The 373-nt window shown below is 46.6% G+C and carries 1 protein-coding gene; it reads left to right on the top strand.

Going from position 1 to position 373, the window contains the following annotated elements; all coding sequences use genetic code 11:
* On the top strand, window positions 1-373 hold a 373-nt coding region (locus GNF10_RS37395; RefSeq protein WP_185607530.1), incomplete at both ends, for an SDR family NAD(P)-dependent oxidoreductase.

Genomic DNA, 373 nt, shown 5'->3' with positions numbered 1-373 from the left:
GCCTGCCTGGTCTGACATCGACATTCTCATTAACAATGCTGGTCTAAGTCGTGGTTTAGACAAGTTGCACGAAGCCAGCTTTCAAGACTGGGAAGACATGATTGATACTAACGTTAAGGGTTTACTTTATGTTTCCCGTTATGTTGTTCCGGGAATGGTGAGTCGCGATCGCGGTCATGTGGTAAATTTAGGTTCCATTGCCGGACATCAAACCTATCCCGGTGGCAATGTCTACTGTGCTACCAAAGCTGCTGTGAGAGCAATTTCTGAAGGTTTAAAACAAGACTTGTTGGGTACACGGGTACGTGTAACCTCCGTTGACCCTGGTATGGTGGAAACGGAATTTAGCGAGGTGCGGTTTCACGGAAATACT

Source organism: Nostoc sp. UCD121 (assembly GCF_014222285.1).
Classification (GTDB): domain Bacteria; phylum Cyanobacteriota; class Cyanobacteriia; order Cyanobacteriales; family Nostocaceae; genus Nostoc.
This window is presented reverse-complemented; position numbering and strand designations above follow the sequence as displayed.